This window comes from Chryseobacterium edaphi, from assembly GCF_025628985.1.
Classification (GTDB): Bacteria; Bacteroidota; Bacteroidia; order Flavobacteriales; family Weeksellaceae; genus Chryseobacterium; species Chryseobacterium edaphi.
On the sequence record NZ_JAOTEM010000004.1, the window covers coordinates 367036 to 385925 of the forward strand.

General features: G+C 34.0%; 21 protein-coding genes. 10 read left to right on the plus strand and 11 right to left on the minus strand.

The features are described 5' to 3' along the window. Positions 1-11: 11 nt before the first annotated feature. On the minus strand, positions 12-335 hold the full coding sequence (locus tag NZ698_RS16135) for an ArsR/SmtB family transcription factor (RefSeq protein WP_263004229.1): 324 nt from the start codon (positions 333-335) through the stop codon (positions 12-14). A gap of 55 nt (positions 336-390) precedes the next feature. Between NZ698_RS16135 and NZ698_RS16140 the strand changes: the two genes are divergently transcribed. Continuing rightward, complete coding sequence (locus NZ698_RS16140; protein WP_263004230.1) at positions 391-738, plus strand: hypothetical protein; 348 nt, start codon at positions 391-393, stop codon at positions 736-738. 75 nt (positions 739-813) lie between these two features. Here the strand turns inward: NZ698_RS16140 and NZ698_RS16145 are convergent, their stop codons facing one another. The 5 genes from NZ698_RS16145 to NZ698_RS16165 all read right to left on the minus strand — a co-directional run bounded on the left by NZ698_RS16145 (position 814) and on the right by NZ698_RS16165 (position 7035). Beyond that, entirely contained in the window at positions 814-2229 is a 1416-nt protein-coding gene (locus tag NZ698_RS16145) for a serine hydrolase domain-containing protein (RefSeq protein WP_263004231.1), read from the minus strand. A gap of 27 nt (positions 2230-2256) precedes the next feature. Further along, the gene (locus tag NZ698_RS16150; protein WP_263004232.1) at positions 2257-3453 is read right to left on the minus strand and encodes an efflux RND transporter periplasmic adaptor subunit; all 1197 of its coding nucleotides are present in this window, start codon (positions 3451-3453) and stop codon (positions 2257-2259) included. A gap of 71 nt (positions 3454-3524) precedes the next feature. Next, the gene (locus tag NZ698_RS16155) at positions 3525-4796 is read right to left on the minus strand and encodes an ABC transporter permease (RefSeq protein ID WP_263004233.1); all 1272 of its coding nucleotides are present in this window, start codon (positions 4794-4796) and stop codon (positions 3525-3527) included. 153 nt (positions 4797-4949) lie between these two features. Next, entirely contained in the window at positions 4950-6179 is a 1230-nt protein-coding gene (locus NZ698_RS16160) for an ABC transporter permease (protein ID WP_263004234.1), read from the minus strand. A gap of 166 nt (positions 6180-6345) precedes the next feature. Further along, on the minus strand, positions 6346-7035 hold the full coding sequence (locus tag NZ698_RS16165) for an ABC transporter ATP-binding protein (protein ID WP_263004235.1): 690 nt from the start codon (positions 7033-7035) through the stop codon (positions 6346-6348). A 432-nt stretch (positions 7036-7467) separates the two neighbouring features. Between NZ698_RS16165 and NZ698_RS16170 the strand changes: the two genes are divergently transcribed. The 9 genes from NZ698_RS16170 to NZ698_RS16210 all read left to right on the plus strand — a co-directional run bounded on the left by NZ698_RS16170 (position 7468) and on the right by NZ698_RS16210 (position 14847). Continuing rightward, positions 7468-8442 (plus strand): ribonucleotide-diphosphate reductase subunit beta, encoded by a 975-nt coding sequence (locus NZ698_RS16170; RefSeq protein ID WP_263004236.1) that lies wholly within the window; start codon positions 7468-7470, stop codon positions 8440-8442. 17 nt (positions 8443-8459) lie between these two features. Next, positions 8460-8663: a YodC family protein gene (locus NZ698_RS16175; protein ID WP_263004237.1), complete on the plus strand. Its 204-nt coding sequence runs from the start codon at positions 8460-8462 to the stop codon at positions 8661-8663. Positions 8664-8708: 45 nt separating this feature from the next. Further along, the gene (locus NZ698_RS16180; RefSeq protein ID WP_263004238.1) at positions 8709-9200 is read left to right on the plus strand and encodes a hypothetical protein; all 492 of its coding nucleotides are present in this window, start codon (positions 8709-8711) and stop codon (positions 9198-9200) included. 92 nt (positions 9201-9292) lie between these two features. Continuing rightward, entirely contained in the window at positions 9293-9580 is a 288-nt protein-coding gene (locus tag NZ698_RS16185; protein ID WP_263004239.1) for a hypothetical protein, read from the plus strand. Positions 9581-9979: 399 nt separating this feature from the next. Then, positions 9980-11638, plus strand: a complete 1659-nt coding sequence (locus tag NZ698_RS16190; protein WP_263004240.1) for a ribonucleoside-diphosphate reductase subunit alpha — start codon at positions 9980-9982, stop codon at positions 11636-11638. A 280-nt stretch (positions 11639-11918) separates the two neighbouring features. Beyond that, positions 11919-12368, plus strand: coding sequence for a hypothetical protein (locus NZ698_RS16195; protein ID WP_263004241.1), 450 nt, complete (start codon positions 11919-11921; stop codon positions 12366-12368). Next, positions 12365-12565 (plus strand): helix-turn-helix transcriptional regulator, encoded by a 201-nt coding sequence (locus NZ698_RS16200; RefSeq protein WP_263004242.1) that lies wholly within the window; start codon positions 12365-12367, stop codon positions 12563-12565. The genes NZ698_RS16195 and NZ698_RS16200 overlap by 4 nt, the downstream gene beginning before the upstream one ends. Before the next feature lie 917 nt (positions 12566-13482). Beyond that, complete coding sequence (locus tag NZ698_RS16205; RefSeq protein WP_263004243.1) at positions 13483-13893, plus strand: endonuclease domain-containing protein; 411 nt, start codon at positions 13483-13485, stop codon at positions 13891-13893. A 63-nt stretch (positions 13894-13956) separates the two neighbouring features. Beyond that, the gene (locus tag NZ698_RS16210) at positions 13957-14847 is read left to right on the plus strand and encodes a DUF72 domain-containing protein (RefSeq protein ID WP_263004244.1); all 891 of its coding nucleotides are present in this window, start codon (positions 13957-13959) and stop codon (positions 14845-14847) included. Positions 14848-14972: 125 nt separating this feature from the next. Here NZ698_RS16210 and NZ698_RS16215 read toward each other — a convergent pair whose 3' ends face one another. The 5 genes from NZ698_RS16215 to NZ698_RS16235 form a co-directional block, all read right to left on the minus strand. Then, positions 14973-15563: a hypothetical protein gene (locus tag NZ698_RS16215; RefSeq protein WP_263004245.1), complete on the minus strand. Its 591-nt coding sequence runs from the start codon at positions 15561-15563 to the stop codon at positions 14973-14975. 38 nt (positions 15564-15601) lie between these two features. Continuing rightward, complete coding sequence (locus NZ698_RS16220) at positions 15602-16246, minus strand: HD domain-containing protein (RefSeq protein WP_263004246.1); 645 nt, start codon at positions 16244-16246, stop codon at positions 15602-15604. An 83-nt stretch (positions 16247-16329) separates the two neighbouring features. Beyond that, the gene (locus NZ698_RS16225) at positions 16330-17172 is read right to left on the minus strand and encodes an alpha/beta hydrolase family protein (protein ID WP_263004248.1); all 843 of its coding nucleotides are present in this window, start codon (positions 17170-17172) and stop codon (positions 16330-16332) included. 89 nt (positions 17173-17261) lie between these two features. Next, entirely contained in the window at positions 17262-18152 is an 891-nt protein-coding gene (locus NZ698_RS16230) for a ribokinase (protein ID WP_263004249.1), read from the minus strand. Between the two features lie 60 nt (positions 18153-18212). Continuing rightward, positions 18213-18854, minus strand: coding sequence for a DUF4241 domain-containing protein (locus tag NZ698_RS16235; protein WP_263004251.1), 642 nt, complete (start codon positions 18852-18854; stop codon positions 18213-18215). Between the last annotated feature and the right edge of the window lie 36 nt (positions 18855-18890).

The following is an 18890-nucleotide window of genomic DNA, read 5'->3' on the forward strand; positions in this document are numbered from 1 at the left end:
CAAAAAAATACTTAACAACATTTTCCCTTGGTTACAGAGATCACATTTGAGAAATAATCTTTCAAAAGATCAAAAGTTTTTTCGTCAATACAATAACAGATTGAAGTCCCCTCAATATTCCCTTTTATCAATCCTGCGTTTTTCAGTTCTTTTAAATGTTGAGAAACCGTAGGCTGCGCCAATGGCAGTTCATTGACAATGTCTCCACAGATGCATTCATTCACTTTCATAAGGTATTCAATGATGGCAATTCTTGCAGGATGTCCCAATGCTTTTGCTATGTTGGCTATCAGGTTTTGTTTTTCTGTGAAATGTTCTGTTTTTGTCGCACCCATTATCTTAACTTATATCGCAATATTACGATAATAAATTTAAGTGAGAAATAATTAAATGAAAAATATATATTTGTATAAATATTTAAAATGCGAAAAATCGCCGGAAATTATGGGAAAGAAAAAATATAAAAAACAATTGCTCAAATCTTTAAAATCTCTTGGTGAGTCTGAACATTTAATTCTTCAAAGCATGACCAACCTTATGATCGAAAGAGAATTAAAGAAAAATAATATCACTTTTAAGGATGGTGATACATTCAGTTTTAAAGATAATATTTTTGATTACAGCGAAGATAAAAATGTAAGAAAACTAGCCAAACTTCGCAGACAAATGATGAAAACCATGAATAAACTGGTTGTGAAAAATAATTTTAAAGATAAAGAGATCAAGTTTTTAAGTTAATTATAAACTTGAATTAATCAAAAGCAAAAAGTCCCGAATCTTCGGGACTTTTTTTATTGTAAGAAAATATTTTTTTTATTTTTTGTCTGTACTATTCATTAAGTCAAAACACAGTTTGTCGATGTTTTGCATTTTGGCATTAAATGCCGAAACATTGGATAGAATAATGACTGCATTTTTATTTTCTGCATTAAAAGCCAGTGAAGAAGAATATCCTGCGGTTCCTCCGTTGTGCCATAAAAATTCGTTTCCATTTTTACTTTTCAAAATGTGCCAACCTAATCCGATCTTCATTTTTTCACTAACCGTGAAAGTTGGTTTTCTTGTCAGAGCAAGTTCTTTATTTCCATTATCAAATTGTGCTTTCACAAATTTCGCCAGATCTTCTGTTGTTGATAAAATTCCGCCACCACCGAATAAAACATCAAAATCCCAATTGGAAACTTTTTCGCCATCCGCATTCAATCCGCTGACTAGTTTATCTTTAAGATTTTCAGAACTTGTGTAAGAATTATTCATCTTGTATTGATCAAAAATTCTTTTTTGCAATAAATTCTTGAACGATGTTTTTTGACTTACGCCCAATGTATATCCCAATAATCCAGCTCCCAGATTTGAATATTCATATTTTACCGGATTATTTTTTAATTGTAGATGATCTTTTAGGTAAACTTCAATTTCTTTCTGCCCATAATTTTTGTAAGGATTGTCTGCATTAGTCAAATTTAAATTATCCGGAAGACGCGGCAAACCTGAAGTATGATTAGCCAAACTCAGAAAATTGATTTTATTGTTTCCTTTGAACGGAAAAGAGTAATACAAATTGATATTGTCATTTAAATTTATCTTTTTTTCATCTACCAAAGATGCCAAAACCGTAGCTGTAAATGCTTTTGTAAGCGAGCCAATTTCAAAGACTTTATTTTGGTTGGCCACACTTTTTACGGTGTCATTTTGTTTGATAATTCCGTAAAAATGCGTTTCCCCATTTTCAAGAAAAGCAATCGAAACCTGAGTATTATTCGGAAAATCTTTCACATTTGAAAATACAGTTTCACTCATATTTCCAGGAAAATCCTTTAATGCATTGACTGTTTTATTTTCTTTTACATCAGCCTTTTTTTCTTCTTTTTTCTCATAAGGTTTTACAAGAAGTCCGTTAATTTTATTATTGTCATCCAAAGAAATATTCACCGCCAGAACAGCTTTTTCAAATTTGGTTTTATAAACAGCATAGGTTTCCTGATAAGATGTAAATTCCTTACTTTCCATTTTTCCGAACTGCAATTTTAAACCCGATAAAAATTGCTTTGTATTTGCAAGCGGTAAAGCGTTTTGCATTTCGGGCGAAAAACTATTGAAAATGCCATCATAATTTCCCGAATTATAATGAGTCTGAAAAAGATCAGCTGCAGCTTTATCATTAGCAGATTGAGCAAAGAACATACTTGTCAACAAACTAAAAAGTAAAAATGAAAATATCTTTTTCATATCTAAAAGGTCAACTTTTAAAGTTTATTATTTCTTCGTTTTTTCTTTTAATTCTTCTTTGTCTTTATCAGAAGGATTCCAGACTTTCACCTCCGCGTTTTTATCAATTCCTGAAAGAATCTGCACGTTGATCCCGTCACTTGCTCCTAATTTTACAAATACTTTTTTGAATTTTCCGTCCGGTTGTTTTACCTCAACAAAAGATTTGTCTTTTCCGTTGCTTTTTTCATACTGAACCAAAGATTCATCAAGCAACAAAGCATTTTTCTGAGAACTCATGACGATTTCTCCGTTTGCAGAAAATCCTGCTCTGATGTATTCGTTGTTTGGATTATTTACATCACCTTCAACCGGGAATTTTATCGTTCCGTTGGTATCTTTTCCTTTTGGAGCAATCATTGTCAGTCTTCCCGGGAAAGATTTATTTTGCAAAGCACCGATCACGATGTTCATATCCATTCCCTGCTTCAGCTTTCCGGCTTGAGCTTCATCGATTTCACCCTGGAAAATCAATGAATTTAAATCTGCAATTGAACAAATAGTGGTTCCGGCGTTGAAAGAGTTGGCCTCAATCACCTGACTTCCCACTTTCACCGGAACTTCAAGAACTGTTCCCGCAGCTTTTGAACGGATCTGAGTCGTTGCCAAACCTTGCAGTTCTGGAATAGCACCGGTTTTTACGATCTGTAAAGACTTTTGTGCAGTTACAAGTTGTTGATTTGCGTTTTTAAGAGCTTGCTGCTGCGTGTATAGTTGCTGTTGAGCCGTTAAATATTCTTGTTTTGAGATCACTCCCTGTTTATATAATTTTTCAGACATCGAAAACTGCGTCTGCATATTAGAAACGTTGGCTTTCGCATTATTAATTTGAAGTTGTGCATTCTGCACATTTTGCGTTGCGTTATTCACTTCAGCAATGTTTGGGATAATTCTTACCGTGGCAATCAATTGACCTGCTTCTACCCGATCTCCTTCATCAACTAAAATTTTATCGATAATTCCTGCAATATTCGGCTTGATCTCAATTTCTTCTTTTGGAACAATTTTCCCGGTTGCCATCACCTTATCATCCATATTCTGAACGGTCGGTTTTCTGGTAAGAAAAGCTTCACTTTCTTTAGAATTTGATTTCACAAGATAACTGATCCCGGAAATCAATGCGAAGGCAAACAATAGTCCTAAAACAATGTAAACAGCTTTTTTCCAGGTGAACTTCTTTTTCATATAGTAGTTTATTTTTTTAATTTATAATAAAGATTGAGATTTAAAGAGCTAAAAATTAATTTATTGTGAAATTATTCGCTTCTTAAAGCTTCGATAGGTCTTATTTTTACCGCACGTTGAGCAGGAATCATTCCGATAATTAATCCTAACAAAATCATAATTCCCATTGCTGCAAAAACCTCAGAATAATTTACTGTTGGATTGTAAAAAGGAAATTTATCCTGATTCTTGGTTAAAATATCAATAATCATCAGCAGCATAATCCCGAATATGAAACCCAACAATCCTGAAGCGAGTGTAATCACTACACTTTCCAATAAAATCTGATTTCTCACCTCTGAAGGTTTTGCTCCCAATGCACGTCTGATTCCTATTTCTTTAGTCCTTTCTGTGACTGTAATGAGAAGTATATTTGAGATTGCAATCACTCCGGCAAGAATAGTCAGCGTTCCCACGATAATGGTTAATAGTTGCATTCCTGTTAAAAATCCAGTTACTTTTTCGAACATTTTACCTAGATTAAAAGTTCCGAATGCGTTGGTATCTTCAGGAGAAACATTGTTTTTCTTTTTTAATTCTGCTTTGGCGAGATCTTCTACTACCGCGAGATCGGCATCCGGTTTACTCACAACCGCAAAAAAATCAACTTTATCACCATCATTAAACATTTTTGTAAAGGTCGAGAGTGGAATGTACGCAGTGGTATCATTATTATTCGGACCTCCTGCCTGAGCAACTTTGTAAACTCCGATTACATTAAAAAACAAACCTTTGATGTTAATTGATTTCCCGATGGGATTTTCATTTTTTTTAGCATCAAAAAAGTTTTTATAAATTGCTTCTCCTATGATCACAACACTTTTGTTTGAGGTCACATCGGCATCATTAAGATAACGACCAAAAATCAGTTTTTTCTCTGAAATTTTATTTCCAACGGGATAATCTCCTGTTAAAGTGTAAACTGCCGTTTTTCCGTTTCTGCTCATCTGTTCACCTGCGTTTCCGAAGCTTCCTCTGGAGTTCTGAGGTGAAATATAATCGATCTGAGGAATTCTTCTCTGCAATAAATCCATATCGGGTAAATGAAGACTGACTTCTCTCCCTTTTGGGAAACCGTTATAAGGAATTGAGGTAGTCTGTGCCCACATAAAAATCGAATTGGTTGCAAGACCAGAAAACAGTTTATCAAAACCATTCTCCATTCCTTTTGCAGCTCCCAAAAGACTTACAAACAAAAACATTCCCCAACCAACGCCGATCATGGTAAGAAACGTACGGAGCTTATTATTCTTCAATGAATAATAAATTTCCTGCCATGTATCTTTTTTAAATAAAATGTTCATCTTTAAATGTCAGTTTTTTTCTTTATAAAAGTGAATTTGCTTTGCTGTGAATTTTGCTTCGCAAGTCAATTATTTTAGTACTTTTTTGAATTTTAATGTTAATTATGAAATTCAAATTGAAAAAATTCACAATTGACCATTATTCACCATTCGCTATTCCGTTCTCAAAGCTTCGATAGGTCTGATTCGTGAAGCTCTGTATGCCGGAATAAATCCTGCAATCAATCCTGAAATAACAAGACTGATAAATGCTGCGAAAATCAATCCCCATCCCACACTCGGATCTTTAATAAAATATTTTTCTAAACCGTCTCCAATTAATTCTAAAGTCAACACACCTATTCCTACGCCTACAAAACCGGAAATTACGGTAATGACAATACTTTCCTGCATAATTAATGCAACAATACTTCTTGGCTTAGCTCCGATTGCTTTTCGTACTCCGATTTCCTTGGTACGTTCTTTCACGATATAAACCATGATATTACTGATCCCAATAATACCCGCAAGCAAAGTTCCCATTCCAATAAATCCTACGATTATCGTAATCACAAACAGGAAAGTAAAAGAATCCTGCAATCCTTCTGCACGGTTATTGACTCCAACTGCATTTTGATCATCAGGAGATACTTTTTTTCTTGCTCTCAATTCTTTTTCAAGATCCTTTCCGTATTTTATGGCCTGATCGGGCTGCATTTTTTCGTCGTATGCAATAAATACCGTACTTATCGTATCTGATCCTTTTTTAACTTGTTGAAGCGTAGAAATCGGAACACTGATCATTCTTTCGTCCCAGTCTCCTCCATCATCACTAAATACGCCGATTACTTTGAAAATACTTCCGTTGATTTCCAGTTCTTTTCCTACAGGATCACCATTTTTGATCAAATCTCTCTGTACCATTCTTCCAATCACAGCAACATACTGATCATTTTCTATATCTCTTTTGGAGATAAATCTTCCGTTCATCAGTTTACGGTTTTCAATAAAAGCCTCTTCATCATTAGCTCCGGAGATCTGATAACTTCCGCTTTCTTTACCGTATTTAACTAAAAAATTTGTGGAATATCTTGGAGTTGAATACTGTACTTTTTCGGGCTGCGATTTGATCAGCGCATCATAATCAGAGTTGTTCAACGTCACCTGTCGATCTGCCTGAAGTCCGCCATATGCAATATTGGTACGACCCGTAAAAATCGTAATTAAATTTTGCGCATCCCTTGTAAAACCTTCCTGAAAGGCATTTTGTAAACCATTTCCTATCCCGAAAAGCACAATAAAGATATACAGTCCCAAAGCTACCGTAAACCCTGAAAGCACCGTCCGCAATACATTACTGCGAATAGAACTGAATATTTCCTGCCACCGATCTAGGTCAAACATATATTTTTTTGATTTGAAGCGGGAAGCTGGGTGATGGAAGTTTCCAAACTTATCGCTGATTTTTATTTAAATATTACCTTTCTAAAGATTCTCCAAACACGTAGCGGAAAACAAAGCTACATTAAACACTCCGTAAAACTTCCAGCTTCCAGCGCCCATCTTCCCGCTACAATACAATCTGATCAATAAACTCGTCGCTTTCTATAATTCCGTCACGTAGGATTACGTTTCTTTTAGTTTGAGCAGCAACATCGGGTTCGTGGGTTACAACGATGATGGTTTTTCCTTCATTGTTGATATCCTGAAGCAACTTCATAATATCGTGAGTGGTTTTTGAATCTAACGCTCCGGTCGGTTCATCCGCTAAAACAACTTTAGGATTGGTAATTAATGCTCTCGCAATTGCAACCCTTTGTTTTTGTCCACCCGAAAGTTCATTCGGAAGATGCGTTGCCCATTGTGCCAAACCTACTTTTTCCAGATACTCCATTGCTCTTAAGTTACGCTCTTTTCTCGGTACATTTTGATAATATAACGGAAGCGCAACATTATCTAAAGCTGTTTTATAACCAATCAAATTAAAAGACTGAAAAACGAAACCAAGAAATTTCGAACGGTATTCAGCTGCTTTTACTTCATTCAGATGTTCAATCGGAATTCCATCGAGATCGTAAACGCCGCTGTCTTTTTCATCCAGAATCCCGATAATATTCAACAAAGTTGATTTTCCGGAACCTGAACTTCCCATAATAGAGACAAATTCACCTTCTTCGATATTAAGGTTAATACCTTTGAGAACGTGCAGTTTACTCTTTCCCGTATCGTATGATTTATGTAGATCCTGAATTACTAACATTAAGTGATTGCTGTTTTTATTTCCAATAAGTAGTATATATTTTGGTTTTGTTACAAGAATAAAAATTTCTTTAAAAATTTTAATGTTTAATATATAAAAACCTAAATTTCAATAATTTATAACAAACTGTTTAATTTCAAACTTAACATAACTTCGATTTTCAGATGTTAACTATCTCTAAACCAATATCAGAGCGAGTTTCATGTAAATGTGGAAAACTTTTAGAGTTAAAAGTCAGTGATTTAGTCTTTACCCCTTTTAAAATAGGTCTGCGTTGTCTAACTTTGTGCTTCGCACGGTACGAGAGATGAATGATTTTTTATGTTGATCAGTTAAAACGACAACCTTCAACAAATCAGAAACTTACTAATCTCCCGAGTTTAATATACAATGATCTATTTTTTATAATTTTTAAAGACATTACAATATAATATGGGAATTTTCGATAAAAGAATAAGTTACAAGCCATTTGAGTACCCTGAAGTTCTTCAGTTTACAGAAGCCATCAACAAATCATTTTGGGTACACTCAGAAGTTGATTTTACAGCAGACGTTCAGGATTTTCAGTCGCAGCTGGAGCCTCACGAAAAAAATGCGGTAAAAAATGCACTTTTGGCGATTGCCCAGATTGAAGTTTCGGTAAAGTCATTTTGGGGTAACCTATATCATCACCTCCCAAAACCTGAACTAAATGGTTTAGGTTCTACATTTGCTGAATGTGAGTTTCGTCATTCTGAAGCATATTCCCGTTTGTTGGAAGTTTTAGGATATAACGAAGAATTTACACACGTTGTAGAAGTTCCTGCACTAAAGAAAAGAATTGATTTCTTATCCAATGTGCTGAAACATGCCAACTCTGCAACGCCGAAAGAGTATGTGTCGTCTTTGCTTTTATTCAGTATTCTGATTGAGAATGTGTCTTTGTTCTCGCAGTTTGCAATTATTTTATCGTTCACAAGATTTAAAGGTTTCATGAAAAATGTTTCCAATATTATTGCGTGGACGTCTATTGATGAGCAGATTCACGCGAACGGTGGAATTTACCTGATCAATAAAATCCGTGAAGAGCAGCCGGATCTTTTAACTGATTCTGATATTGAAGATATTTACACTTTAGTAGACCAATCAATCGAGCTTGAAGGAGAAATTCTTGACTGGATCTTTGAAATGGGCGAGCTGGATAAATTCTCAAAACAAGATTTAATTAACTTTATGAAATACCGTGTTGACGAAAGTTTAACCAAAATCAACATGGAAAAACGTTACAACACCACTGCAGAGCAGTACAGCCCGATGAAATGGTTTGAAGAGGAAGTTTTCGCCAATTCTATGGATGATTTCTTTGCAAAAAGACCGGTGGATTATACGAAGCATGATAAGAGTATTACGGCGAATGATTTGTTTTAAATTTAAAAACATAAATTATGGAAATTTTCAAAGAAGGGGATGTAGTCCAACTTAAATCCGGTGGTCCTAAAATGACAATTATAGAGTTTTATAATGATAATGCATATGCTAATTGTACTTGGTATGATTTCAATACACATACATTACATGAAATGCACTCTTTTCCAACGTTAGTACTTAAACTTTTTGTCGAAGATTCGTTGGACGCTTATTTTAATTAGTCTGGGCGCGAGTGGAGTTTAGTGAAGTTGATACATTTAAAAGATATGGAAATTAAAGATATCATAGTGGCGGATTTCAGCTTGAACATAAAAGTTGTTGAGGTAAATAAGAAGAAACTTACAAAATCACTTTTTGATCAGCTCCCCGAATATTTTCCATTTGACCCAACTGGTAAATTTGTTGCTGACAAAATTTTTGGTTATTTCAAAATTAAAAGTGGAAAAGAAACAATTGATTTTTTACTATTTTTAAAAGGAAATAAAGTTTACAAATCTGATCTAAGATTTCTGAAAAAGTTATCAAAAATAAATTTATTATCACAATATCACGTAAATCAGGATCTTACAAATTATATTTTTTTTAGAAAATCTAAAGAAAACTATATTGAAGAAAGTCATTTGGGAGATGAAATTTATTCAATGACATACAAAACAAAAGAAGTATTTAATGAGAAGGGGCAAAATATAATTCAGGACTGTAAAAATAATGCGTCTAAATTTTTAGTTGAAATAAAAGATTTACATCTTTTTTTCTGAAAAGTTTAAAGTATATTATCAACTGTACTCAAAATAGAAAATCGAAAGCTAATAGCGATTGCTTCGTTTTTCTCAATGACAAAAAATGAAAAATGATTAACGTAATCGTAAGTTATACCGTAAAACCTGAATTTGTTTCTGAAAACAAAAGTAATATTCAGAAGTTTTTAAATGATTTTAAAACTTTGGATCAGATAAAATTTGAGTATAAAGTTTTTGTAAAAGAAGATGGTGTTACGTTTGTTCATTTTTCAAATTATGAAAACGAAGAAGTGCAGAATGAGATTTTAAACATTCCGTCCTTCAAAGAATTTCAGAGGTTAAGAGACGAAAGCGGACTGAATGATTCTCATAAAGTAGAATTTTTGAAGTCTGTTTAGTATCAACAGGAACGGGCTTTAGCCCGTTTGCAAAAAGAAAAACTTCATTTGGCTTTAGCCAAACTTAGAGAAGTACTTTGCGCAAAGAACCTTGTCAAGGTTTAAAACCTTTACAAGGTTGATAAAGAGTGAGAAGATCAATTTGACTGAAAGAGATTGCTTCGTTCCTCGCAATAACATAGTAGTCGCAAAAACGGGATTCAGTGGTAAGGGAAAACAAACCGTCATCTTAGCCCTGATTGCAGCGGCATCCTTTTTTCTGGGTGACTGAGCGAAGTCGAAGGCACACAGAAAAAAGATATAGCGGAAAGCAGGTACACAAGTGAGAAGAAATACAAAATTTTCTGCTCCTAAAAAAATAACAAAACAATGTACTCGGTACATTTTACAATATAAAAAATGGAAGAACAAAACAACAATATCTGGTGGCTCAACGAAGAATCTGAGCAAATGCTGAACAGAGGTTACCTTCTGAAGGGGGAAACCGTAGACGGTGCAATCGACAGAATCACGACTGCCGCAGCAAAAAAATTATACAAACCTGAACTGCAGCCGGCTTTTAAGGAGATGATCATGAAAGGATGGATCAGTTTTTCTTCTCCGGTGTGGGCGAATATGGGAACGCAGAGAGGTCTTCCAATCTCTTGTTTCAACGTGCATATTCCGGACAGCATTGAAGGAATTACCCACAAAATGGGTGAAGTGATCATGCAGACGAAAATCGGGGGCGGAACTTCAGGATATTTCGGGGAACTTCGTAACAGAGGAACTGCAGTAACCGATAATGGAAAATCTTCGGGTGCGGTTTCGTTCATGAAGTTGTTTGATACTTCTATGGATGTCGTTTCACAAGGCGGTGTAAGAAGAGGTGCTTTTGCAGCTTATCTTGATATTGACCATGGTGATATTGAGGAATTTTTATCAATTAAGGATATTGGAAGTCCGATTCAGAACCTGTTTACCGGAATTTGCGTACCGGATTACTGGATGCAGGATATGATTGACGGTGATGCAGATAAGAGAAGAATCTGGGCTAGAGTTTTGGAAAGCCGTCAGCAAAAAGGTCTTCCGTACATTTTCTTTACCGATAACGTAAACAGAAACAAACCTCAGGTTTATAAAGACCTTGGATTGACCATCAATGCAAGTAATCTTTGTTCGGAAATTATGCTTCCGTCAACAAGACAGGAATCTTTCATCTGCTGTCTTTCTTCTATGAACCTAGAATTATATGACGAGTGGAAAGATACCAATGCTGTACAATTGGCCATCTATTTCCTAGACGCTGTTTTATCTGAATTTATTGAGAAAACTGAAGGAAACTACTATCTACAAGGTGCAAGAGATTTCGCTATGCGTCACAGAGCACTTGGTTTAGGAGTTTTGGGTTACCATTCTTATCTTCAGAAAAATATGATTCCTTTTGAGAGTTTTGAGGCGACGCAGTTTAATGCAAGAGCTTTCAAACACATCAGAACTCAAGCCGATATCGCATCAAAAGAACTGGCAAACATCTACGGTGAGCCGGAACTTCTGAAAGGTTACGGAATGAGAAATACAACGGTAATGGCGATTGCTCCTACCACTTCAAGTTCGGCGATTTTAGGACAAACTTCTCCTGGAATTGAGCCTTTTGCATCAAACTATTACAAAGCTGGTCTGGCGAAAGGAAACTTTATGCGTAAGAATAAATATTTAGCTAAATTGTTGGAAGAGAAAGGTCTTGATAATGAAGAAACTTGGAGAACAATTATGTTGAATCATGGTTCTGTTCAGCACTTGAACGAATTGACTGACGAAGAAAAAGCAGTATTTAAAACATTTAAAGAGATTTCTCCGATGGAGATTATTTCTCAGGCTGCACAAAGACAGCAGTATATCGATCAGGCGCAGTCTCTGAATTTACAGATTCCTTCTACAATGCCTGTGAAGGATGTGAATTACCTTTACATCGAAGCTTGGAAGAAAGGTGTGAAAACTTTGTACTACCAAAGAAGTTCGTCTGTTTCTAAGGAAATGATGGTGAATTTTGTGAGCTGTTCGGCTTGTGAAGCTTAAAAGAAGAGACAAGTAAAAAGTAAAAAGAGCCAAGTTTTTGGCTTTAATAAGATAGAAAACCGTGGAAATTTTTTCTGCGGTTTTTTTGTATTTAAACGCAAAGTTGGCAAAGTTTTTTTTAAATGTTTGAAAATATTTTTCGTTGGCAAAGACGTAAACTCAGCAAAGATACGATGTATTATGATGATCAATAAATCAAAATGTTTACAACAAAAAAGTAAAATAAACTTTACACATTGTAAAATATTCTTTACATTTGTTTTATTAAAAATTTATAAACATGAATACATTAAAACTTTTCCCAAACCGCTTTAAAAAGATTGGTTGGATTATTTTTATTCCGTCATTAATTCTTGGATTGATTTCTCTTTCGGGCGTAATGAATTTTGAAATCTCCTTGCCCGTGATTTATAATTCAGGATTTTTTAGTGATGAAAATCAAGGTTTTTTCAAAACTGCTGAGATTGATTTATTTCCGAATTTATTTGGTCTTTTAATTATCGTCGGCGGAATTCTGGTTGGATTTTCCAAAGAAAAAATTGAGGATGAATATATTTCAAGTCTGCGTTTAAAATCCGTCTTCTGGAGTTTAATTGTTTCCTACTCTATCGTTTTTATTTTATTTGTTACTGTTTTTGGAAGCGTTTTTCTTACGGTTATGATTCTTATTATGTTTTTGCCTTTGGTTTTGTATATTTTCAGATTTAACTATTTATTGTTTAAAAAATGAAAAATACAATTAAAATTGAAAGAGCCTTAAAAAGCATTACGCAGGAAGATTTAGCCAAAATAATCAACGTTTCGAGGCAAACTATCAATGCTATGGAAGCGGGGAAATATGTTCCGTCGACAGTTTTAGCTTTAAAAATTGCGAGATATTTTGGTAAGAATGTTGAGGATATTTTTGAGTTGGAAGATGAGGATTAAAATTTATTCTATCCGGAATAGTAAATAGAAAATTTGGTCAATGAAATTTGTTTCTCCGACCCTAAAGGGAGCAAATTTCATATCGAACTTAGTTTTTTGATCAAAGATTTACCTTTTAAGAATTATATAGATTTTTCATATCTGAAAATAATTTTACACCTATAAATTCTTAACGAAAAGTTATATTTCCCACATCTAAAATCACTCCCTTTAGGGTCAGGGAAAATGATTTTAGATTTGTGTAAAATTTAAAATACTATGAGACCTGAAATTTGTTTTCCCCAACCCTAAAGGGAGCAAATTTTATATCGAACTTAGTTTGTAATCAAAAATGTTTTGTGAAAAATAAATATTCCCACTTCTAAAATCTTTAATGAAAAGTTGTATTTCTCACAATCTAAAATCACTCCCTTTAGGGTTGGGGAAAATGATTTTAGATTTCTATAAAATTTAAAATACTATGAGACCTGAAATTTGTTTCCCCGACCCTAAAGGGAGCAAATTTCATATCGAACTTAGTTTGTAATCAAAAATGTTTTGTGAAAAATAAATATTCTCACTTCTAAAATCTTTAATGAAAAGTTGTATTTCTCACAATCTAAAATCACTCCCTTTAGGGTTGGGGAAAATGATTTTAGATGTGGGTAAAATTTAAAATACTATGAGACCTGAAATTTGTTTTCCCCAACCCTAAAGGGAGCAAATTTCATATCGAACTTAGTTTGTAATCAAAAATGTTTTATGAAAAATAAATATTCCCACTTCTAAAATCTTTAATGAAAAGTTGTATTTCCCACATCTAAAATCTTTAATGAAAAGTTGTATTTCCCACATCTAAAATCACTCCCTTTAGGGTTGGGGAAAATGATTTTAGATTTGTGTATAGAAAATTTTGTATTTTAGAATAAACACTTCGTATGAAAAAATTTAAATCCAATTACGATGATGGAATGTGGAAAGGCTCTCCATCAAGTTCTTTTCTAAAAGCAAAATCTTTACGAAAGAATGAAACAAAGGAAGAAAAAATTCTTTGGGAAAGACTTAGAGATAATCAACTTAGAGGTTATAAATTCAGAAGACAACATCCAATCAGTTTGTTTATTGCTGACTTTTATTGTCATCAACTAAAATTAATAATTGAGGTTGATGGAGAATATCATAACGCTCCGGAACAACTAGAAAAAGATGAAGAAAGAACTCAAATTTTACAGGATAATGGTATCAAAATTATCAGGATAACAAATCATGAAATCAAAACGGATATATCTAAAGTAATTACTGATATCAGTTTAATCATTGATGAAATTTTAGCTGAAAATCAAAAGTAGTTTTCTTACAATTTAATTATCTTTGTTTGAAGCATCATTCAATAACTCCTAAAACCAAGTTAAATGCAATTCGGAAAAGTAGAAGACCCGTCAAAGATAGATTTTACATTACCTAAAGATCATTCAAGAACAAAAGAAATTTTAAAACAAAATAAAAAAGGTCTTGAAAACATCTCCATCGGTTGTGCAAAATGGAATAAAACAGACCTAAAAGGATTTTATCCAAAAGGAACAAAAGACGAATTGACGTATTACGCCACACAATTCAATTCAATCGAACTGAACGCAACGTTTTACGGAATGCCGACTTCCGAACAGGTTTTGACGTGGAAAGAAAAAACTCCGGCTGACTTTAAGTTTTTTCCAAAAATAACAAATACGGTTTCCCATTTTAGAAGACTTTTGAATATTGATGATGTTGTAACTCAATTTGCAACAGCTGTTTTAAATTTTGATGAAAAATTGGGAATGGTTTTCTTGCAACTTCACGATAATTTCAAGCCTAAAGATTACGAAAGACTTGAACAGTTTGTTAATAAATGGCCCAAAGAAGTTCCTCTCGCAATAGAACTCAGAAACACGGAATGGTTTACTGATGAAGAAATTTTTGATAGAACCTGTCAGTTATTTGAAGACAACAACATTACAAACATTATCGTCGACACCGCCGGAAGAAGAGATATGATTCACATGAGGCTGACTACTCCAAATGCTTTCATCAGATATGTTGGAGCCAATGCGGAAAGTGATTATGAAAGATTGGATAATTGGTTGAAACATCTTACAAAATGGAAAAAAGAAGGTTTACAAAACTTGTATTTCTTTGTGCACCAAAATCTTGAAAAAGCTTCGCCACTGCTTTCGGCATATTTGATAGAGAATATGAATAAAGAATGGAAAACGGAGATCATCGTTCCAAAAATGGGGCAGGAAAAAATGCCGAGTTTGTTTTAAAATATATTGACTCAATAAGATAGCGCTCCTACGGAGCGCTTTATTTTTTATGGTTAATTATTTCTACACAGATATTGCTCCTACGGAGCATTTTTTATATAAATTGGGATGTTTTTAGAAAAAACTCACTTCTTCCTCACCATCAGAGAAACATTCAAAAATATGAGAAGAAAACAAAGCGTTACCCAAATTCCGGTCTGCATATTTTCAAAATTATAGGTTTCAACATGCTTTTTTGCCTGTTCGGAAAGCTTTTCACTTTGAATGATGTAGTTTTGAACTTCGACGATCTGATCCATATTTTTGTTGGGAACAGCGTGTTGGGAAAAGTAAACCAAATTTTTCTTACCTAGATAGCCGACAATCCAATACTGATCAGATTTGGTTAGTTTGAGGTGTTCAATTCTATAATATTCGGGACGAACTTTACCGATATGTTTCGTTTCAAAAGTTCCGCTTTTATCAAGATTGTTGACATTGATCACATAAAAATCCAACGGTTGTGGAAGTTTATTGATCACTTGCAATGAAACAGAATTGCTTACAATACCAATCGAACTTTTTTTAATGAACCAATATGTAAAAAGCGAAATAGAAAATACCAAAGTAAAAATCCGAAAGATCTTCGCCCATTTAGCAAACTGTCCGGATTTCACTTTATAAAGGAAAAGCGAAAAAATCAATGAAAAAAAAATGATAGAAATGATAAATCCCATACTGCAAAGATAATCATTAGAGATGTTTTGAGGGAATGTTAATCAACATTCCATTCTTTATAAAACTGGTCGAGGAAATTTAACATGAAATTGTGTCTCTCTTTGGCTATTTTTTTCCCTTCTTCAGTATTCATTAAATCTTTCAGCAGCAAAAGCTTTTCATAAAAATGATTAATCGTTGTTCCGTTTGATTTTTTATATTCTTCTTTTGACATATTCAACTGAGGTTTGAGATCAGGATGATACATCAAATTATTTTTAAAACCTCCAAAATTGAATGTTCTGGCAACTCCGATTGCTCCGATAGCGTCAATACGATCTGCATCTTGTACAATTTTCAGTTCGATTGGTAAGTCTTTAGGTGCTTCTCCCCTATTTTTAAAAGAAATATTCTGAATTACAAATAAAACCTGCTGAATAATTTCTTCATCCACATTTTCACCTTCTAAAAAATCTCTTGAGATTTTTAAAGCTAAAGTCTCATCACCATCATGGAATTTTGGATCGGCAATATCATGGAGCAAAGCGGAAAGTTCAACAACTTCAAGATTGCAGTTTTCAGTTTTTGCAATTTTTTTGGAAAGTTTCCATACTCTTTCAATGTGAAACCAATCGTGACCTGCTTCTGCGCCTTCGAGTTTTTCTTTTACGAATTGTACTGTGTTTTGTATAGTGTTGCTCATTATTTGATTTTTTATATTTTATCTCTTAAACCACCCGTCAAAAATTCTTTGAATTTTCGCCATCCTTCCGGAGGAGGGGAATTTTAATGCTTAAATTCTTGTAAGATAATTTCCCAAAGATTTTTATTATAGCTTCTGAAAAAATTGATGTGTCCTATTTCTCCTTTTTCAGATTCTGAAGTTTTAATTAATCTATATATTGGCTTTAAATTCGGATAAGTTTCATTTAATAATGATTTCACTCCTTTTTCAGTTAACCAAACATCATCTTCAGCTTGAATCACAAAAACCTTTTGTTTTAAATCTTTCGAAAAATCCTCAGTTTTAAGCAATAATTTGTTGGTAGATTTCCGGTTCAAAATTAAGATTCTCCAGTCATAAGCGCAATTTTTTGGCAGACTTTCTCCCAGTCCGAACCAATGTGCTGGAAAATAACCGTACAGTTCTGTAAATATCGGCTGAACAATCCCAAAACCCAACAAAGCTTCAATTTTCGTACGCCAATTTAAATGTCCGATATATGCATTTTGAGTTCCAACGAAGAAAAATTCATCGAAAATTTCAGAATTTTTATTCATTCCAAGAATTAATGCTCCAACAGAATGTCCGAGACAAAATTTTTGATGATCGGGAAAATTCTTAATGACAAATTGACTTAAAGCTCTATAATCCTGACTTCCCCAAACTCGCATGGAAGCTTTGAAATTTCTCATTTTTTGTGGCTTTGAGAGACCAATTCCCCGATAATCATAGGTGATAACGGTAAACCCTTTTTCCGCGAAAAATTGAGCAAATGAAAAGTATATTTGCTGTTTTACACCGGTAGCAGAATTAATTAATAAAACTTTGTGATTGCTTTTTTCAGGTTTAAAAAGATGCCCGACAATCTGAATTTCGTCATCGGTTTGGAGAATCAGTTTTTCCATAGGATTAAAATAAAATATCCACTGTAAAAGTGGATATTTTTATGATGAACCTGGAGTCATTTTAAAATTTTCGATATGCAGTAAATAATTTAAGGAAAAAAATCTGAAAGCTTTGGAAGAGCAGTCTGCGCTCCTTTTCCTAATGAAACCTTTGATGAAACTTCATTTCCGAACTTTACACAGTCTTCAATAGAATTTTGGTGACATAGCGCCATTGCAAAACCGGACGTAAAAGCATCGCCCATTCCCATTTTGTAGACCATACTTTCGTTTTCATTTCTGAAATACTTCATTTCTGTTCCATCAAAATAAATGGTAGAATTGGTTTCGTCTCTGATAAAAACTTTGTTAAAATATTTCTTCAGAATCTTTTCTTTCTGATCTTCACCGAAAATAATTTCCAATTCGCTGCTTTTGGCGATGATGAAATCAGCACTTTCAATAACTTCACTGCTTAAGGGTAATCCCGGAGACGCGTATATGCCTACCATTTTACCATAGCTTTTTGCTTTTCTGACAGTGTACTCCACAACATTCATAGGAATTTCCAATTGAAGAAGAATCATATCTGAAGAATGAATATATCGATCTGCCTCTTCAACGTTTTCAGTCGTAAGATATTTGTTCGCAGCAGGAACCACCACGATTGCGGCATCGCCTTCTGAACTTGTAACATAAGCCGTTCCTGTAGAATCCTGATCTGTTTCAGTAACAAAACCAACATTCACGTTCTCACTGACAAGATTTCTCATGATTTGCTGTCCCAGAGGATCAACCCCAACACAACCTATAAAGTAAACATTTGCTCCCAATCTCGCAGTTCCGACTGCCTGATTCGCACCTTTACCCCCAAAATAATTATCACAGTGACTTGCCATGACCGTTTCGTTGGAAGACGGAATTTTCTCGGTATATAAAACCAAATCTAATGAGCAGCTGCCAACAACGACTATTTTGGGTTGTGTCGAAGTAAAATTCATATTTTGTACTTTAGTATAAAACAAAAATAAACAACTTAGCCTTACAAAAGCTAAATATTTTTAATTCACTAAAATCTCAATAAATTCAGTTACGATTTTGACAGGTTGATTCGCTTTATCATAAGCAACATAACTTGCATAAAAACCTTCTCCATAGCCTGTTTCAAAACCGAAAATAGTTCCCGGAAGTTCTTCTGAGGGTTTTAGAAATGCGTACTGGTCGATCGCACCGTTTTCGTCAAAAAAATGTTCATGGAAAAATTCTTCGTAAATTCCCATAAAATCATCTCCTTTTCTCTGATATAGTTTTTGCTCCAGATCATTAAGACTTTTCTGTGTTTCGACATCCATAAAACAGCCCATTCCGCTTTCGACAGGATACCCGAAAACTTCACCTTCAGCCAAATCTTTGATATTTTGACTTTTGGTTGTCGCTAATTTCCATGATGCAATTTCAGCATCACTGAAAATAATTTCGGCATAAGCTACGCAATTGCTTTCTCTCTCTTTATGAAGTAAAACAGCAAAGTCTCCTTTGGGAAAATCATCGGTAAAAGCTTGCATATCATTTGTAATCAAAGGATCGCAGGCAACCAGTTTTCCGGTCGGAAGATATATTTTCCCAACATCAAAACTTTCGAGAAGCGGACTTTCTACAAAATTTTTTGAGAATAGTTTTTTTATGTTTTCTAGGTGTGTCATTTTTAATTTTTAGGTTAAGGTTGAGGCTAAGATTAA

Excerpts from the sequence above, each read along its gene's own strand:
- NZ698_RS16135 (WP_263004229.1), bottom strand. The coding sequence starts at position 335 with ATGGGTGCGACAAAAACAGAACATTTCACAGAAAAACAAAACCTGATA.
- NZ698_RS16140 (WP_263004230.1), top strand. The coding sequence starts at position 391 with ATGAAAAATATATATTTGTATAAATATTTAAAATGCGAAAAATCGCCG.
- NZ698_RS16145 (WP_263004231.1), bottom strand. The coding sequence starts at position 2,229 with ATGAAAAAGATATTTTCATTTTTACTTTTTAGTTTGTTGACAAGTATG.
- NZ698_RS16150 (WP_263004232.1), bottom strand. The coding sequence starts at position 3,453 with ATGAAAAAGAAGTTCACCTGGAAAAAAGCTGTTTACATTGTTTTAGGA.
- NZ698_RS16155 (WP_263004233.1), bottom strand. The coding sequence starts at position 4,796 with ATGAACATTTTATTTAAAAAAGATACATGGCAGGAAATTTATTATTCA.
- NZ698_RS16160 (WP_263004234.1), bottom strand. The coding sequence starts at position 6,179 with ATGTTTGACCTAGATCGGTGGCAGGAAATATTCAGTTCTATTCGCAGT.
- NZ698_RS16165 (WP_263004235.1), bottom strand. The coding sequence starts at position 7,035 with ATGTTAGTAATTCAGGATCTACATAAATCATACGATACGGGAAAGAGT.
- NZ698_RS16170 (WP_263004236.1), top strand. The coding sequence starts at position 7,468 with ATGGGAATTTTCGATAAAAGAATAAGTTACAAGCCATTTGAGTACCCT.
- NZ698_RS16175 (WP_263004237.1), top strand. The coding sequence starts at position 8,460 with ATGGAAATTTTCAAAGAAGGGGATGTAGTCCAACTTAAATCCGGTGGT.
- NZ698_RS16180 (WP_263004238.1), top strand. The coding sequence starts at position 8,709 with ATGGAAATTAAAGATATCATAGTGGCGGATTTCAGCTTGAACATAAAA.
- NZ698_RS16185 (WP_263004239.1), top strand. The coding sequence starts at position 9,293 with ATGATTAACGTAATCGTAAGTTATACCGTAAAACCTGAATTTGTTTCT.
- NZ698_RS16190 (WP_263004240.1), top strand. The coding sequence starts at position 9,980 with ATGGAAGAACAAAACAACAATATCTGGTGGCTCAACGAAGAATCTGAG.
- NZ698_RS16195 (WP_263004241.1), top strand. The coding sequence starts at position 11,919 with ATGAATACATTAAAACTTTTCCCAAACCGCTTTAAAAAGATTGGTTGG.
- NZ698_RS16200 (WP_263004242.1), top strand. The coding sequence starts at position 12,365 with ATGAAAAATACAATTAAAATTGAAAGAGCCTTAAAAAGCATTACGCAG.
- NZ698_RS16205 (WP_263004243.1), top strand. The coding sequence starts at position 13,483 with ATGAAAAAATTTAAATCCAATTACGATGATGGAATGTGGAAAGGCTCT.
- NZ698_RS16210 (WP_263004244.1), top strand. The coding sequence starts at position 13,957 with ATGCAATTCGGAAAAGTAGAAGACCCGTCAAAGATAGATTTTACATTA.
- NZ698_RS16215 (WP_263004245.1), bottom strand. The coding sequence starts at position 15,563 with ATGGGATTTATCATTTCTATCATTTTTTTTTCATTGATTTTTTCGCTT.
- NZ698_RS16220 (WP_263004246.1), bottom strand. The coding sequence starts at position 16,246 with ATGAGCAACACTATACAAAACACAGTACAATTCGTAAAAGAAAAACTC.
- NZ698_RS16225 (WP_263004248.1), bottom strand. The coding sequence starts at position 17,172 with ATGGAAAAACTGATTCTCCAAACCGATGACGAAATTCAGATTGTCGGG.
- NZ698_RS16230 (WP_263004249.1), bottom strand. The coding sequence starts at position 18,152 with ATGAATTTTACTTCGACACAACCCAAAATAGTCGTTGTTGGCAGCTGC.
- NZ698_RS16235 (WP_263004251.1), bottom strand. The coding sequence starts at position 18,854 with ATGACACACCTAGAAAACATAAAAAAACTATTCTCAAAAAATTTTGTA.